This is a genomic window from Pseudoalteromonas sp. G4 (assembly GCF_028875915.1).
In the GTDB taxonomy this organism is placed as follows: Bacteria; Pseudomonadota; Gammaproteobacteria; order Enterobacterales; family Alteromonadaceae; genus Pseudoalteromonas.
On the sequence record NZ_JAPEHW010000056.1, the window covers coordinates 11,739 to 28,810 of the forward strand.

Here is a 17,072-nt window from a genome sequence, read left to right on the forward strand (position 1 = left end):
ATGACATTGTTCTAATTAAGGCTATGCTACAGTATAAGCGTGGCAAATAGGAAGCTATTTGATTTATCTATGAATATTTTAATAACAGGGGCCACAGGCCTAATTGGTTCGCACTTATGTAAGCACCTTGCAAACCATCATAAATTGGTGGTGCTAACGCGTCGCAAAGAAAAAGCCTTCACATTGTTAGGCCATCATGTTGACGCCCACGAAACTATTGATGACATTGATTTTAATGAAATTGATTGCGTGATTAACCTAGCAGGCGAACCAATCGCTGACAAACGCTGGACAGCCTCGCAAAAAGCCAAAATAGAAGCCAGTCGCTGGCAAATAACAGCGCAAATTGCAGATAAAATTAAAGCGGCAAAAACGCCTCCCCATACCTTTATATCAGGCAGTGCCATTGGTTTTTATGGTAGACAAGACGAGCCTGTTACCGAACAAAATAACCAACCTTTTGAAGAATACAGTCATCATTTATGTAAAAAATGGGAGCAATTAGCGCAAAGTGCAAGCTCGGAAAAAACGCGAGTATGTATTCTTAGAACAGGCATTGTGCTTGCAAAAAAACGTGGTGCACTGGGTAAAATGGTACCGCCATTTCAATTTTATCTTGGCGGCCCAATTGCTGACGGCAAGCAATATATGTCGTGGATCCATATTAACGATATGGTGAACATCATTTTATTTTTAATTGAAAATGAGTCACTTCACGGAGTGTTTAATGCCACTGCACCAAACCCAGTAACAAATAATGAATTTAGTGAAAGCCTAGGTGAAGCGCTTAACCGGCCAAGTCTATTAAGAATGCCCGAGTTTGTTTTAAGAATGTTGTTTGGTGAGATGGCTGATTTATTAGTGTTTGGCCAAGCTGTGTTACCAAAAGCACTAAATGATGCAGATTTTAAGTTTCAATATGCCGAGTTAAAACCCGCATTAGAAAATGTGCTAAGTGGGCGCTAACGCCCACTTTTTTTTATAGAGCGCGTACCAAACCTTGAGTGTTTTTGCGTAAGGTTTTTGCCACTAACCCATAACCTAATAAAGCAACAAAGAGAGCTCCAACAACAGGGCCGTAAACCCACATCACTGGGTGAAGGTTACCAAATTGCTCAAACATACGATATTGCACTACAAGTAAAGCTAAATCACTGAAAAGCGCTGCAGCAATACCTGCAAAAAGACCAAGTAATACAAACTCATAAAGCACGGCATTTTTAATTAACTTAGCTTTAGCACCCAAAGTTCGTAGAATCACCACTTCTTGCATACGGTCATGAAGGCTTGCTTGCACTTGTGACACCAGAACCAATGCACCGCATATCACAACAATAACCAGCACAAAGCTTATTGCCGTTGCTACTTGATCAATCGTTGAGCGTACTTGTTTAATCATTGAGTCCACATCTATGATGCTGACACTCGGATGATTTCGAACAAGTTGCTGCAAAGCACGTTTAGATTCAGTTGGAGTACTTACCGCTGAAATATATGTTGCAGGAAACTGCGATAACACTTTAGGGCTTAATATAATAAAGAAGTTTGGCTGCATTGTAGACCAGTTTACTTCTCTTAAGCTGGTAATTTTGGCGCTAAAACGTTGCGAGCCAATTAAAAATTCAAGCTCATCACCAATATCAACACCTAAACGCTCAGCCATGGATTGCTCCATAGAAAGTTCATTTTCTTCTGGATTCAACCACTCGCCTTTTACAATCGTATTGTGGTTTGGCAAAGTGTCGCGCCATGTTAAGTTAAGCTCGCGGCCAACACCTGAACGCGCTTCTTCATCACGTTTTTCATTTTCTTCTGCTGAAACTGAGCGCGCAACTAATTCGCCGTTGATGCTGTTTACGCGCCCACGTACTACCGCATAAAAGTCAGTTTGCTGAATATTATTTTCAGCTAAGAAGTTAGCAATATCTGTGCGCTCATATTCGCTGATATTAACTAAAAAGCCATTCGGTGCGTTTTCAGGTAGTTGCGATTGCCAATCTGCTATTAAATCGTTTTTCATAACAACCAAAAACAGGATGAGCTTGATTGCCAGCGCAAAGCTAATCACTTGTACCGCATTGGCATTGGCACGTTTTTGCAGTGATGCAATGGCCAATGACCAACTGTTACTTGGTTTTAAACCAAGCTTACGTGATGAGGTAAAGAGTAGTCTGCTTAAACCAAATAGCAGGGCTGCAAGTAATGCACACGACACAAACATGATGCCAGCAATGACAAAGCTGCGGCTAAATAGACACATCAGCGCAAATACTGTGAGTGTTGCTAACAATACATGCAGTTTAGACACTTTAAGTGAATCACCTAAATTGCGGCGTAATACGCGCATTGGTGGAATATCGAATAAATCCATTAGAGGTTTGAGTGAGAACATCACCGCACAAATAATACCGGTGAATGTGGCTAGCCCCATTGGCCAAAAGGATGCTGCTGGCAATGCTTTACCCATTTTTTCACTCAGTAAATCAATTGCAACCACCTGCAATATAAAACCAAGTAGTAAGCCAATTGCGACCGAAAAAAGCGTCACTAAAAGCAGATGAGTGATGTAAATATTACGGATTGTGTTACGCGAACCACCCAGTGTTTTCATCATTGCCACCGGATCATATTGGCGCTCGCAGTAACGCCTTGCAGATACGGCTATTGCCACTGCAGCAAGCATAATGCCTAGCAGACCAGCTAGCAGCAGGAAGCGTTCTGCACGGTTTACTGAGTCAGAAACAGGGCCTTGTCTATCTTTAACCCCATACCAGCGCTGATTTTCAAGTAGTTGTGGTTTCAGCCAAGCATAATAGTCTGTTAATTGTTGCTCGGTACCTGCATATAAATAACGGTAAGAAACACGACTGCCTGGCTGGATCACTTGAGTTTTTTCAACATCAGCAATGTTCATTAATACGCGACGTGAGCTAGAAAAAATGGCAAAAGGGGCATCAGGCTCTTCAGCCAGTATTTTTTCAGCAACAAAAGTAGCTTCGCCAATTTCTACTTGATCCCCTACTTCAATATTTAAGCTGTAAAATACCGTATCGGACAACCAAATATTGCCTGGCTCGGGGTGAGCATCGGTAACATATTCCTCACCATCGAAACTGTCTTTCAGTTTTAATTGCCCTTTAAGCGGGTAGCCTTCATCGGTTGCTTTAATATAGGCAATTTGCATTTCATCTTTAGCAAACAACATGCTATCAAAGCCATACCAAGTTGCTGTTCGCAAACCATCATCGATTGCTTTGGTAAGAAACTCTTCGGGCAGTTTATGATTGCTCTGTAGACCACGATCGGCCGCAATAAACTCACTGCTCTTTTGATTTATTGACAGGCCAATTCGGTCGGTGATGGATGACAATGTCATCACTGTCATAACAGCAAGCGCAATTGCCAATAGAATAATGTTAAGTTCGCCGCGCTTTAATTCTTGGCGAAAGAGTTTAAATGCTAATTTAGCCCACATCTGCCTGAACTCCGATACGGTCATCAATAAGTTGCCCTGCATCAATATGAATGGTGCGCTGACATTTTTCAGCTAAATGCTCATCGTGGGTAACCAGGACTAAGGTTGTGCCCGCCACTTTGTTTAAATCAAACAACAATTCTTCAATGATGCGGCCATTTTTACTGTCGAGGTTAGCAGATGGTTCATCGGCAAACAGTACCTTTGGCTCACCAATATAAGCGCGCGCAATAGCAACACGTTGCTGCTCACCACCTGATAGCTGTGATGGAAAATGATGCAAGCGATGCGATAGGCCTACTTTATCAAGTAACTCTTTTGCTTTTTCTTCAGCGTTTGTTTCACCTGCTAATTCTGCTGGCAACATGACATTTTCAAGTGCCGTTAAACTTTGCACCAACATAAATGATTGAAAGATAAAACCGACACTTTTAGCACGTACTGCAGCGCGCTGCTCTTCATCTAGGTTGTGAAGTGGCTCACCATCCAAATAAATTTCGCCTTGCGTTACACTGTCAAGGCCAGCAAGAAGCGCAAGTAAAGTAGATTTACCTGAACCCGACGCGCCAACAATCGCAATTGACTCTCCTGGCTTGACATTAAAACTGATGCCAGAGAGGATAGTTAGGTCGCCATCAAGTGTTGCGACAGTTTTTCCAAGGTCTTTTACCTGAATCACATTCATTTGCGAAAGTTTATTCATAGGACTCTCAATGTTATTACGTAGTTTATTTGTTATCTTTTTCGTTATTAGTTACTCAGTAACTGCCAACACCGATCACAGTGATGGCAAAAGCAATAGTAATCAAACAACTAAAATTCTTATCTTAGGTGACAGCTTAAGCGCAGGCTATGGCCTAAAACAAGACCAAGCTTGGGTTCAGTTGTTACAAAATGCGTACAACCAAGAAAAATCCCCTATCTCGTTGATAAATGCAAGTATTAGCGGTGAAACCAGTGGTGGTGCATTGCAACGATTACCCGCTTTATTGGCTGAGCACACACCTGATTGGGTGTTGGTTGAAATTGGCGGTAATGATGGCCTGCGCGGATACCCCGTTAAGCTATTAAAACAAAATTTAAAACAAATTGTGGATAAGAGTATTGCTGCAAACGCCAAAGTGCTGCTGATGGAAATCGAAATCACACCAAACCTTGGTAAACGTTATGCAACAATGTTTAAAGATGCCTATCAGCAAGTAGCAAATGAAAAGCAGCTTCCTATCATACCGTTTTTTATAACATCGGTTGTGACTGATACAAATTTAATGTTGCCAGATGGTATCCACCCTAATGCAGAGGCTCAGCCGCTCCTAAGCGAGAAAATGAAGCAACATTTTGATGAAATCATTTTACAAAGCGAGTAAAGAAAAGGCTTTATTTATATTTAACGATTAAATCGTATATTTATCACTCAGTTAAAACGTACAGTAGTTGATTTTAACTATTTGCAAGAATACACTAGCAACAAATGTCGGCATATAGCGCAGCTTGGTAGCGCACTGTCATGGGGTGTCAGGGGTCGCAGGTTCAAATCCTGCTATGCCGACCATTCTTTTCAAAGACTTACACCCATTTCTATTTTCAAATAAAGTCATTTTTGTTTTTCGTTTAGCCAGTATTTAATATGTTTCAGGTTATGTTAAGTTGATCTAGACAAGAAGCATGAAGCTTTTATATGTCACGGAAACTAGTTATCAACTGACTGGCAGTTGATAACCTAACCTATATATAAAACAGTTAAATCAGATATAAGCTACTGAATACAAAAACTACAAAAATGGAATAACTATTTTTTGTTGCTCCATGCTAGTAACTAAACCTTTCAAAAAGCGAATCGTTTTATCAAGATCGTTCCTTTTAATTGAATCTGGCGAATGAAGTTCTGTTTTAGCGACATGAGCGGCTACACCACGCTTTGATATTAAGTTATTGAGCATTTTCTTTGCTTGTGGTGACTGATAATTATCCCAGTTCCAACTTTTGGTAACATCAACATCAACATGAAAGAACTCAATAAATAACTTTTTAGTTTTCTCGGAGTTGGGATTAAAAAATCGTTTCATTTCTTCATTAGCTTTACGATTTACATAATTTGCTAAAGTGCTTCCCTCCACGGCTGACAGCCAAAAATATATCTCTTCTCTAAAACGATCTTTGACTTAGGTTTCCCAAGCAGCCATCGCTATAACCATACCAGCTCGCTTTAACGCTTCAGAATTATGCTTTACTTCTTGATTGTTCTCCTCATCAAACCGAGCTAGTAGACCTTCAGCATCCTTTATTGCCTGTTCAAATGATTTTCCTGCCTGTGACACAAATTTTCCTTATTCCTAAATCCTCAACTTTTTAAAGGATACATTTAAAATCTACTGTAATAAATGTTAGTTAAACTTGCTCTTTTTTTAAACTGCGGTTTTTTAATTAGCTAAGTTTAGCTTCTAGCTTTTTGCTTTGGGTTTAGCTTTCGCTTTAGGCTTTGACTTAGCTTTAGACTCTTCAACCCATTTGCCATTTACGAAATGAGCGGTCCACCCTGTTGCTTTGCCTTCTACTTCAGACATCACATATTGTTCTTTCGCTTTTCTGCTATAGCGAACTACTGCTTCGTTACCTTCAGGATCTTTTTCAGGAGCATCTGCTAAGTAATAAAACTTTGGTGAAATACGCTCACGGAAGCGCTTCAGCTCTGAAACTTTTGGAGCTCGCGTTTCACGTGATTTCGGGAAAGTAGATGCAGCCATAAAAATCCCCGAAGCACCATCACGTAATACAAAATAGGCTTCTGATTTTTCACAAGGTAGTTCAGGAAGATGAACTGGATCTTCTTTTGGTGGTGCAGCTTCACCATTTTTAAGTAACTTACGAGTATTTTTACACTCTTCGTTAGTACAACCAAAATATTTACCAAAACGACCCGATTTTAACTGCATTTCTGACTGACACTTATCACATTCAATCACAGGACCATCGTAGCCTTTTATTTTAAAGCTGCCTTGTTCGATTAAGTAACCATTACAGTCTGGATTGTTACCGCAAACATGTAACTTACGTGATTCATCAATTAAGTATGAATCCATTGCTGTTTCACACTTAGGGCAACGTTTCATTTGGCGAAGTACTTCTGTTTCTTCGTCCTCAACATCAGCTGCAACGGCTTCTTCGCCAGGCACTAGGTTCATGGTTTGCGTACAGCGCTCTTTCGGAGGTAACGCATAACCAGTACAACCCAAGAAAACACCGGTTGTAGCAGTACGTATACCCATATTACGGCTACAAGTTGGGCAAGATAAATCAATTTCCACAACTTGGTTTGTACGCATACCGCCTTCAGCTTCTTCAGAGCCCGCCTTCTCAAGGTTTGTTGAGAATTCTTGGAAGAACTTATCAAGCACTTGTGTCCATTCTCGCTCACCGGCTGCTATGTCATCTAAGCGCTCTTCCATTTTCGCAGTAAAGTCAAAGTTCATCAAATCACTAAAACTTTCAACTAAGCGTTCATTTACTATTTCACCCATCTTTTCAGCAAAGAAACGACGGTTTTCAACACGCACGTAACCACGGTCTTGGATAGTCGAAATAATTGAAGCGTAAGTTGATGGGCGGCCAATACCACGCTTTTCAAGCTCTCGCACTAAACTTGCCTCACTAAAGCGCGCAGGCGGTTTAGTAAAATGTTGTTTCGGGTCAAGTTCAACTAAATTAAGCACATCTCCTGTTGCAACTTTTGGCAGTGCTTGCTCTTCTTGATTTTTCTTTTTAACGGAAGGTTGTACACGTGTCCAACCATCAAATTTTAGTACACGACCTTTGGCTTTAAGCTCATAATCACCCGCAGCAAGCGTAATTGTTGTTAAATCATATTCTGCTGGCGTCATTTGACATGCAACAAACTGACGCCAAATTAATTCATATAATTTTTTAGCATCTGCTTCTACACCATCTAAGTGGCCTGATAAGATTTCAACATTTGAAGGACGAATTGCTTCGTGCGCTTCTTGCGCACCATCTTTTGATGAATATCGAATTGGCGTAGCAGGTAAATACTTATCACCAAATTGACTTTCAATATAGCCTCTACACGCTTCAACAGCATCATTTGATAGGTTTGTAGAGTCAGTACGCATATAAGTGATGAAACCAGCCTCATAGAGGCGCTGAGCTAACATCATGGTCTTTTTAACACCGTAACCTAAGCGTGTACTCGCCGCCTGCTGCATTGTTGAAGTAATAAATGGCGCTGACGGTTTGCTTTTGCTTGGTTTTTGTTCGGTTGCTGCAACCTTATATTCTGCAGATTTTAATTTGGCAACGGCTTCATCTGCATCTGATTTATTCTTTGGTTCAAAGGCTTTACCTAAATATTTCGCAACGGCGAAACGGATTTGATCTTCTTGCGCTTTTAACTCAGCGTGAATATCCCAAAATTCTTCTGGTACAAATGCTTTGATTTCACGTTCGCGCTCAACTAATAAACGTACAGCTACCGATTGAACTCGCCCTGCAGATAAACCACGCGCCACTTTTGCCCAAAGTAATGGCGAAACCATAAAACCCACAACGCGGTCAAGGAAACGACGCGCTTGTTGCGCGTTAACCATATCTATATTTAATTCACCAGGTTCAGCAAAAGCATTTTGAATTGCGTTTTTGGTAATTTCATTAAAAACAACGCGTTTATACTTGCTATCGTCACCACCGATTACTTGCTCAAGGTGCCAAGCAATTGCTTCCCCTTCTCTATCCAAATCGGTTGCGAGATAGACGCAATCCGCATCTTTAGCGAGTTTTTGCAGTTCAGCAACGACTTTTTCTTTGCCCGGCAACACTTCATAATGAGGTTGCCATCCTTTATTTGGATCAATACCCATACGAGCAACTAAATTAGCGTAATCCTTTTCTTTACGATATTTAGCTTTCTCTTCTGGTGACATTTTGCGTACTTCAGCTGGTGATTTAGTTGCGGCTTTATTCGCATTACCCGATGTAGGAAGATCACGAATGTGTCCTACACTGGATTTTACGACGAAATCCTTGCCTAAATATTTATTGATTGTTTTCGCCTTGGCTGGTGACTCAACAATAACTAACGACTTACCCATATTTGCCTATTTTACTTACGCAGTGCGATTTAATCTGTTAACCCATTTTGGGCGCTATTATTAAAGGTATATCGACAAAGTGCCAGTGTGACAAGCATATTTTTAAAAAAACTCACTATTTTTACATGTGTTAGCTGTAAAAATGTTCGCCTTGATTAAAAAATGATTAACTAGTTACTAAATTTCTATTAATGATTAGTTGAGATATAAAAAAGGCGCCTCTCGAGGCGCCTTTTAAAATTTAACGATTAGCCATCATCGAGAATGGTTAATCTAACAGTAGACTTGTTGCCTTTGTCAGTAGTAAATTCAAAGTAAAAATCACCACTTGCACGACGGTTTGGCGTACCTTCACGGCTCACAACATGGCTTGAGCGTATAGCAGTAGTCCTTGTGGTATTTTGCAGAATATATTCACCACCATCTGTGTCACCATTAGTAGAACCATACTCAACAAACGTACCAGCTGGCATTGGATTGTTGTATATATCAGTGTAATAAAAACTGAATGGGATAACTGATAAACCGACTTCTACAGTATCATCTTCACCGCTTAAGCATACACCGTCTTCATAATTAGCACCTTCACGGTCACAACTTGCTGGTGTACTTGTATCATTATCATCATCAAAGTGAATAAAATAACGCGAAATATCAGCCAAAGCTACATCACAGAAGTTTTGATCTTCTGATGGCTCGAGGTCCAGTAAGGTAAATTGAGCTGGCTGACCGTCTGAAAACTCCCATGAACCATCAGCAGGGTTTTTGAGAATCAGGTCTGAACAATCAGCTGGAATAAAGCCATTGGTTCCCATAATTTCATTAACAAAGTAGCTTGACTTTCCAATTGTGTAACGCCCATAAGCAGTACTACCAGACATTACAATTTCAATATTTCGACGTAAATCTACTAAATCTTTATTACAATCACCATTCGCTTCAGCTTGTTCAGAACATACTAATCCATTGAACTTGCCATCTGCATTGGTATATTCACCATCACCATTAAGGTCTACAAACTCTTCAAATTCACCTGCATTAGTGTTGGTTGGCAAACAGTTTACGCCTGTACTACAGTCTATATCTCCGTCAAATACGCCGTTTTCATTATTATCAACATAAGCTTCAGCTAAATCGTAAGCAGAGTAAAACTCTCCAGAATCAAACATGCCATTTGCATTTCTATCAATGTAAGTTTCCTCACCCGCAGTCGTAGCTAGAATTGTTGCACGAGCCCCTAGAGGTACACCATTAGCGTTACTATTGGCATTCAAAATACCTTGCAGACAAGGTGCTGGGTTACCAAACCAAGGATCACAATTTACGTTGTTAGTTTTAGGGTTTGTTGCGCCAATATTATTTCCCCACTTAGCCTCAGTAAAAGGTTTAGGGTTTTGACTTTTCCACTGAACTGTACATTGTCCATCAACTGTTTCACAACGTAGCAAGTCAGAAAACTGTGTTCCATCTACCAAGCCAACAGAACCACCTTCAGCTCGTAAGTATACCGCTGTACCATCTGGTACGAAGTTACCAAAGTGATCAGCCATGTAAACGGTAATATTGCTTAGTTCACCATCATAGGTCAGTGCTTCAACATTATAAGTTTCAGCAGCAACAGTAAAGCTATCGTTATCAGGTAAGCCTGATGAGATTGTTAACAAATCTGAGACACTTACGATTTGAGCATCTAATTGAACCAAGTCTAAATCACCTTCAGGGCAACCCTCAGCATTTGGATTGGCTTGACATTGGTCATATACTTCTTTCCAACAAGTTACATCATCTGTTGGAAAACTTTCAGGGATTTGTTCATCTGGAATAAAACAAGCATAAACACGCACTGTCATCGGTATTTTGCCTGATGTAATTGTAACCTGCGAAATACCATCGCTATTTGTATTGATTGAAGTACGGTTTAACGAAAGACCGCCATTATAAGAATTGAGCTTAAAATCTAAGCGCTTATTTGCTACTGGTTGGTTTAACTCATCTTTAAGTCTAAAAGACACAATACTAGATTCAGTTCGGCTTTTACCGCCAGTCCCTTTAAGAGCAATCACCGATTGTGTTGTTTCAACAAACTCGATGGATGCAACATTAACATTTGATAGTGGAATAGTAGTGCTTATAGTTTTACCATTAACAAAAGCAGTAATAGTATCGGCAGGGTTATTGTTACATCCACGAGAACGATAAGTGGCTGATGCTGTACCGCCTATACTCGTCGCAACTGAATCTAAATCTGAACCGTCTGCTTGGGTACAAGCTGAACTAAATTCAACATCGAGAGGAATTGTAAGTGGCGAACCATCGGTATCGATTAAACGTACTGTTATAACCGTAGTAGCTCCTGGAGCAAGTAACTGATAATCACCTGAGCCGTCATTTTTCAAATTCAAGCCGTTATCAATTTCTAATGTAAATTCAGCAACTCCAACATTAAATGCTTTTGTTGCAGTTACACCACGAACAGTTGTTGATAATTCACCTGCTTCGTTTTTTGTACCAGGTTCTAATGTTAATAGTGCTATACCAAAGTTATCAGTTACTTGTTTACCTGATTCTGGTGATAGCTTACCTACAGTCGTCTCAACATCAACTAAAGTACCAGGGAAACCATCTCCTGTATTTGCATTAACAGCAGCCACAAAGACTGTACCTAGTTGGTCAGATGAAATATCACGGCCAACTACAGTACAACCGCTTGAAGGGTCAGTTGGGTCTAATTTAACAAGATCACGGTCTTTGTCCCACCCCTCGTTACAACCAGTCAATAATTTAATATCAACAAGTGTTTCAGCTGTTTCTACAGAAGAGTCATCACCAGAAGAGAAAAATGTCGCACTCGCACTAATTTCAGTGCCATCGATTGTTGCAGTTATGGCTCCAGCACCTTTAAAATTACCAGAGCTTAACATCACAGTTGCAACACCGTCATTGTCTAAAATTTGAGTACCGGTTTCAGATAAAACACGACCTGTGTATTGAGTATTAAACGTGATTATTCCATCTGTAACTGGCTGACCATCACTTTTTACGGTTGCTTTTACAACACCTTGATTATCTTTGGTTATTGGGTTCAACTCGGTAAACTTATTACCATTTTTGTCAAGAACTGAAAGTTCCATAGTGATCACGCCTTCAACGCCACCACCAGACTCATCACCTAAACTCGTGAAAGTGTGAGTAACTTCAATATTATCATCGCGATCAGCTGGATCAAAGGTTGCTGTAACTTGGCCTGAACCAGGAATAGAGCCTGCACGAAGTGTTATTTCGGCAATACCCTCTGAATTTGTTTGTGCTGTACCAACTTCTGGGTCTAGCACTCCAACCGTACCACTGTCAAATTCAGTTAAACTAAAGGTAATTAATTGATTTGAATAAGCTTTACCATTTTGCTTTAGTTCAGCACGTAAAAGACCTGGCTGGGAAGCAGATACTTGAGAAATACCGCTCCCGCCATCAGTTGAGTGGAGCGTAACTTTAAGTTCATAGCTATTACTTGAACCACCATCAGGTGTCTCTAAGCTACCACCACCGCCACATGCTGTTAGTATAAAACTACACAGCAGAGCGAAGAGTAATCGGATCGAAGGCATGACTTCTCCCTTGCATAAATAATTATAATTAGAGTTATTTAATCTATATTAAACTAATATTCCAACAAAAATCATAGCATTTTTAAAAAAACTTACCGTATTTCCTTTAATTTTTTACGTTCACTGGTAGGCTATGCACAAAATCACAATAAATATACATACTAAATTATGACAACCAATACATTACAGCCTAAAGGAATGGGGCTTACTAGCAAAATTCTCATCGGTATGGTGATGGGTATTATCACCGGATTTATTTTTAAAGCATTAATGGCTGATTCAGGCGATTTCACATTATCTGCTGGTGAATTTACCTTTTCGTTCAAAGGTTTTTTTGTTGACGGTATTTTTCATATCGGCGGGCAAATTTTTGTTAACAGCTTAAAAATGCTTGTTGTGCCATTGGTTTTCATTTCATTAGTATGTGGAACATGCAGCCTAAGTGACCCTAAAAAACTAGGCCGATTAGGTGGTAAATCAATTGGACTTTACTTACTGACTACTGCTATTGCAATCACCATCGCGATGACTCTAGCTTTAGCTATTAACCCTGGTGAAGGCATTAATATGCCAACCACTGCATCCTTTGATGCAAAGCAAGCGCCAACACTGGTTGATGTTATTATCAATATGTTCCCTACAAACCCAATTAATGCCATGTCGAGCGGTAATATGCTGCAAGTAATCGTATTTGCCTTATTATTTGGGATTGCCATGGCATTAAGTGGCGATGCGGGTAAACGCCTTACAGCCGTTTTTGAAGATTTAAATACTATCATCTTAAAGCTTGTAACAATTTTAATGAACATTGCCCCTTACGGTGTGTTTTTCTTAATGGCTAAACTGTTTAGTTACATTGAAGGCGATTTAATAGTTAAGCTCATTTTCTACTTTGGCACCGTTTTACTTGCGTTATTTGTTCATGCACTGATTGTCTACCCAACTCTACTTAAAACATTCACCGGTTTAAATCCTGCGATTTTCTTAAATAAAATCAAAGAGCTCTCAATCTTTGCTTTCAGTACTTCAAGTTCTAGTGCAACAATGCCAGTAACACTTGAAACAGCAACTAAAAAACTTGGCGCAGATAATAAAGTAGCTTCTTTCACAGTACCTCTTGGTGCAACCATAAACATGGATGGCACTGCAATCATGCAAGGGGTAGCAACAGTATTTATCGCGCAGGTTTTCGCTGTGGATTTAAGCTTTACTGACTATTTAATGGTTATTTTAACTGCTACCCTTGCTTCTGTTGGTACCGCAGGTGTGCCAGGTGTAGGCTTAATCATGCTAGCTATGGTACTAAATCAAGTAGGATTACCTGTTGAAGGCATTGCAATTATTATTGGTGTTGATCGCTTGTTAGACATGACACGAACCGCTGTAAACGTAACAGGTGATTGCATGGTGACCTGTATTGTTGCTAAATCAGAAGGTGAGTTCGATGAAGCCATTTTCAACGATGAAAATGCAGGAAAAGAATTCGAAAAATTAAACTAATCGATTTCATGCTGAATTAAAAAAGCCGCTTAAATAGCGGCTTTTTTTAGTGGTATAACTCTTTGCTTTTTGTGAGTATTTTTTCAGAAATTTTATCAAGTACCGTACTTACACCAATACCTAATTTATCTGATAACCCTTTTTTGTTCTGATAGGTCACCATATACAACTCAAAATCTTCATTTAAAGACAACAACAAATCATCACTTGTTTGAATTGCATCAACTAATCCCATTTTTAATGCATCTGTACCAAACCAAGTTTCACCTGTAGCGACTTTTTCTACATTAAGTTCTGGCCTTGCTGATTGTACATGCTCACGAAACAATGCATGAATTTGCTCTAGCTCTTGTTTAAACTTTTCACGACCCGAATCTGTATTCTCACCAAACATCGTTAGTGTGCGTTTAAATTCGCCTGCTGTTACTTGTTCAAACTCAACATTATTCTTTTTCAGCAATTTATTAAAGTTAGGAAGCTGCGCTATCACACCAATACTGCCGATCATTGCAAATGGCGCACAAATGAATTTATCTGACACACACGCCATCATGTAGCCTCCACTGGCAGCAATTTTATCGACACTTACAATAAGCTCTATATCTGCCTGCTTAAGTCTTGCTAATTGAGATGCAGCTAGGCCATAGCCATGCACAACTCCACCACCACTTTCTAGTTTCACAACAACTTTATCGTTTGTTTCTGCTATTTGAAGAATTGCGGTCACCTCTTTTCTAAGCGATTCAACTTCTTTAGCATCAATACCGCCTTTAAAAGATAAAACAAATACCTTGTTTTTTTCTTCAGTGTTTTTATCTTTTGATTTTTTCTTTTCCGACTTTTCAAATGCTTTAAAAGCCTCTTTATCAAGGGCTGCAGCAAGTAAATCTCTTTTTTGATTATTTAATTGCTCACTTAGATTTTCGATTTTTAGTTCACCTTTAGCGCTTTTTGGCTTTGCCGATGCGCCAACAACGAGAGCCGTGATAATGGCAAAGGCGATTACAAAGGTCACTGTTTTCGCGAAAAATAATCCATACTCGTATAAAAATTCCAAATTAAACTCCATCAATGCTGTTTTGCGTACTCTAATGAAATTTCAAACAAAAAAAAAGCCGCACAAGGTGTGCGGCTTTTTATCAATATTTAGTTATTCAGTAACAACTGATTCATTCGCAACTTGAAGCATTAAGCCTCTTGATGCTAAGAATGACGCTACTTGGCCTTGCATTTCAGCATTGGCAGCAGCTGCATCAGCAGGAGTAACACCATATGCTGGCGCAGGCGTTAATACAGAGCCATGGTGACCTTTTGTAAACTTAACCATGTAGCTCATAGGATCAGCAGTTACTTGTGAAGTAGCAACTGGTGTAAGACCCATTAGCTGACCTGAAGGTACTGTACCTGAAAGTGGGCTGGCCGTTGAATAAGGTGGAATAACAGTATCTGCAGGATTGCCTTCACCATCGCCTACAACCACATTTTGATAGATTGCAGCACCTTGTGAAGCAACTTTACTCGCTAGTGAATTCGAATCCGCAGCATCAATAGCCGTTTGAATAGCAAATGCAAACTGGCTAATTGTGCCTGAAATACTCGCTAACTTTGCAGTCTCGCCTGCAAGAGTTAGCTTTGTTGTATAAGCTACAAACGCACATCCTGCATAGTCACTTTGTGAACCTGCATACTGAGCACACGCTTGCATACCTTCTTCAGATTGCATAAATGCAATAAATTCTGCTGATTCAGCCGTACCTGCCGCGGCAAGGACAGATCCTTTAATCACATTACCAAAGGCATCTGACTCAAGTAAGAAACCGGCAACACCACCACTACCACTTGCTAAAGCAATTGTGTTCACTCTAAATAGTGGGTCAATTAATGCAGCAGTCTGCTCACCAACTAGTGGCGCTACTGATTCATTTGCCGCAGCTAAGAAACCAGGTGCAACAACTGCACCTAAAGAGTGACCAACAAAGCTCACATCTGTTGGGTTGATACCTTGAAGGTTTGTTGCAGCAAGCGACAAACGTAGGCCAAGTAAATCAGCCATTGATTGACGCATATTGTCACGCGCTACTAAGTTTGATGAAAGGTTCATGTAGTGAAGTACATTACCGTCTTCACCCGATGCATTAAAATCAAACTCGCCGTCACCATCTACATCAATACCGCGCTCACCGTGTAGTGGGTGATCAATCGCAACAGTTACAAAGCCTTGCAGCGTTAACGCAGCAGTGATTGCAAGCATGCTCTCTTTAGTGCTGGTGATACCATGCTGTAACATGACAACAGGCCAACCTGTTGCAGGCATTGCTAATGCAGGTAAACCAAGCTGAGAACGAACCACGTTTAACACAGTTAAATCATCTGCTGGTGTAGTAACTTGAACTGGCACATTGGCATAGCTATGTGGCATTGGTAATGGGTTATATTTAGTTAAATGACGTTGCTCATCTAAACCTAAATCACGTAAAAGACCATTTGTAGCATTGAAACAAATAGCATCTTTTTCGTTAATTGGCTCTGCTGGCACATTACCACCTTGCGCTCTAAAACCAGCAAGTGTCGCCGCACTATCACACAAACCTTTCCAATACGTATGATTCAGTGCTGAATCTTCTTTAGCTTGAGGTGTTTTTAAATAATGCGGTAATACAACTGAACCACGTTCATACTTAATTTGGTCAAATACTGGTGATGGTGGCTGTGCACCTTGTGAGCGGAAAAGCACATCACCCACTGTCATACCTGTTGATGGCCCCATCATTAGTTGTGGCATGTTTTGCTGTGTTGCTGCGCTCATCGCATACACATTTTTAACCATACTCATTACTGTGCCAGCTGACTGAATCGTCATAGCGCCAGAATAAATGATGTCTTCTTTTGTTAGTGAACCAGACTGGATCACAACATTTTCATAACTATTAATTACTGCTTGAAGCGCTTTTTGTTCATCAGTTACAAGTGGTAATGAGTTAATATCAAGTTTTACTAAACCATACGTTTCTGATGGTGCAAATGATTCACCGCGCGTATCACGTAATGAGTTAGTAACCACATTGATGTATGAAGAACCTTGGTTGAATGGCTTAAGCGGAACAATCGCAATGTTGTTGCCATTAGCTTGGGCAAAATAATCAACACCGAATATAAGTTCTTTAACAAATTTACATGCAATACCCGCTTGCACTTGTGAACATTCAGCATCTGTAATGCTCGCACCCATTACAACTTCAAACAAGCGAACAGAATCACCATTAACCGTGCTTGCATCAAGGGTTAAGCTTGCACGAACATCAAGTGCAATTTGATAAGGTGATTGTGTTGACCAACCATCAAGCGCACCTAGTGACGTTTGTGGGTCTGAATAATCAATTTCGTCGGCGG

The 17,072-nt window shown here is 40.1% G+C and carries 11 protein-coding genes and 1 tRNA gene; 4 read left to right on the top strand and 8 right to left on the bottom strand.

Annotation, left to right across the window (positions count from 1 at the left end; all coding sequences use genetic code 11):
* The first annotated feature begins 69 nt into the window (after nt 1-69).
* Nucleotides 70-966, top strand: coding sequence for a TIGR01777 family oxidoreductase (locus ON073_RS14760; protein WP_274762645.1), 897 nt, complete (start codon nt 70-72; stop codon nt 964-966).
* A gap of 13 nt (nt 967-979) precedes the next feature.
* Here ON073_RS14760 and ON073_RS14765 read toward each other — a convergent pair whose 3' ends face one another.
* Nucleotides 980-3,475 (bottom strand): ABC transporter permease, encoded by a 2,496-nt coding sequence (locus ON073_RS14765; RefSeq protein WP_274762646.1) that lies wholly within the window; start codon nt 3,473-3,475, stop codon nt 980-982.
* A complete protein-coding gene (locus tag ON073_RS14770; RefSeq protein ID WP_274762647.1) occupies nt 3,465-4,178 on the bottom strand; it encodes an ABC transporter ATP-binding protein in 714 nt (237 codons plus the stop codon). The genes ON073_RS14765 and ON073_RS14770 overlap by 11 nt, the downstream gene beginning before the upstream one ends.
* 10 nt (nt 4,179-4,188) lie before the next feature.
* On the opposite strand from ON073_RS14770, the gene ON073_RS14775 reads away from it, so the two are divergent.
* Both ON073_RS14775 and ON073_RS14780 read left to right on the top strand, forming a co-directional pair.
* The gene (locus tag ON073_RS14775) at nt 4,189-4,842 is read left to right on the top strand and encodes an arylesterase (protein ID WP_274762649.1); all 654 of its coding nucleotides are present in this window, start codon (nt 4,189-4,191) and stop codon (nt 4,840-4,842) included.
* Between the two features lie 108 nt (nt 4,843-4,950).
* Nucleotides 4,951-5,027: transfer RNA gene (locus ON073_RS14780), tRNA-Pro, on the top strand.
* Nucleotides 5,028-5,247: 220 nt separating this feature from the next.
* On the opposite strand, the gene ON073_RS14785 is transcribed toward ON073_RS14780, so the two are convergent.
* The 4 genes from ON073_RS14785 to ON073_RS14800 all read right to left on the bottom strand — a co-directional run bounded on the left by ON073_RS14785 (nt 5,248) and on the right by ON073_RS14800 (nt 12,182).
* On the bottom strand, nt 5,248-5,592 hold the full coding sequence (locus ON073_RS14785; protein ID WP_274762650.1) for a HEPN domain-containing protein: 345 nt from the start codon (nt 5,590-5,592) through the stop codon (nt 5,248-5,250).
* Nucleotides 5,593-5,637: 45 nt separating this feature from the next.
* The gene (locus ON073_RS14790) at nt 5,638-5,793 is read right to left on the bottom strand and encodes a hypothetical protein (RefSeq protein ID WP_274762651.1); all 156 of its coding nucleotides are present in this window, start codon (nt 5,791-5,793) and stop codon (nt 5,638-5,640) included.
* Between the two features lie 123 nt (nt 5,794-5,916).
* Nucleotides 5,917-8,577 carry a type I DNA topoisomerase gene (gene topA, locus ON073_RS14795; protein ID WP_274762652.1) on the bottom strand — a complete coding sequence of 887 codons (2,661 nt, stop codon included), beginning with the start codon at nt 8,575-8,577 and terminating at the stop codon, nt 5,917-5,919.
* 248 nt (nt 8,578-8,825) lie between these two features.
* Entirely contained in the window at nt 8,826-12,182 is a 3,357-nt protein-coding gene (locus ON073_RS14800) for a hypothetical protein (protein ID WP_274762653.1), read from the bottom strand.
* Between the two features lie 168 nt (nt 12,183-12,350).
* Here ON073_RS14800 and ON073_RS14805 point away from each other — a divergent pair, with 168 nt between their 5' ends.
* A complete protein-coding gene (locus ON073_RS14805; protein ID WP_274762654.1) occupies nt 12,351-13,682 on the top strand; it encodes a dicarboxylate/amino acid:cation symporter in 1,332 nt (443 codons plus the stop codon).
* A gap of 46 nt (nt 13,683-13,728) precedes the next feature.
* On the opposite strand, the gene sohB is transcribed toward ON073_RS14805, so the two are convergent.
* Together sohB and ON073_RS14815 are read right to left on the bottom strand one after the other, a co-directional pair.
* A complete protein-coding gene (gene sohB / locus ON073_RS14810; RefSeq protein ID WP_274762655.1) occupies nt 13,729-14,739 on the bottom strand; it encodes a protease SohB in 1,011 nt (336 codons plus the stop codon).
* Between the two features lie 93 nt (nt 14,740-14,832).
* Nucleotides 14,833-17,072: VolA/Pla-1 family phospholipase (locus ON073_RS14815; RefSeq protein WP_274762656.1), on the bottom strand; the 2,240-nt coding region annotated here is incomplete at its 5' end.